This is a genomic window from Burkholderia sp. BCC1993, from assembly GCF_905339865.1.
Classification (GTDB): domain Bacteria; phylum Pseudomonadota; class Gammaproteobacteria; order Burkholderiales; family Burkholderiaceae; genus Burkholderia.
This window is the reverse complement of the sequence record NZ_CAJPGZ010000078.1, coordinates 1-358: the sequence shown is the minus strand read 5'-3', so window position 1 is coordinate 358 and position 358 is coordinate 1. Positions and strand designations below refer to the sequence as shown.

Below are 358 nucleotides of genomic sequence, written 5' to 3'. Positions count from 1 at the left end.
GATCCCCGGCACGCGGCCGAGACCGAACAGCATCGCGGCCGGAATCAGGTAGACGAATGCGGGCATCGTCTGCATCAGGTCGAGGATCGGACGCACGATCGCGGCGACCCACTTGCTCTTCGCGGCCCAGATGCCGAGCGGAACGCCGAGCACGAGGCTGATGATCGTCGACGACAGCGTGAGGCCGAGCGTGATGACCGTCTGGTCCCAGAAGCCCGTCGCGAAGATCAGCAGCAGCGACGCGGTGGTGAACAGCGCGAAGCGCCAGCCCACGCGCCACAGGCCGACGCCGATGAAGATCGTCATCATCAGCCACATCGGGATCGCCTGCAGGCTATGCTCGACGAAGGCGGCGAGA

The 358-nt window shown here is 65.9% G+C and carries 1 pseudogene; it reads right to left on the bottom strand.

Features of this window, described 5'->3' with window-relative positions:
- Positions 1-358 (bottom strand): annotated as a pseudogene (locus U4Y91_RS36650) (choline ABC transporter permease subunit); the annotation flags it as partial.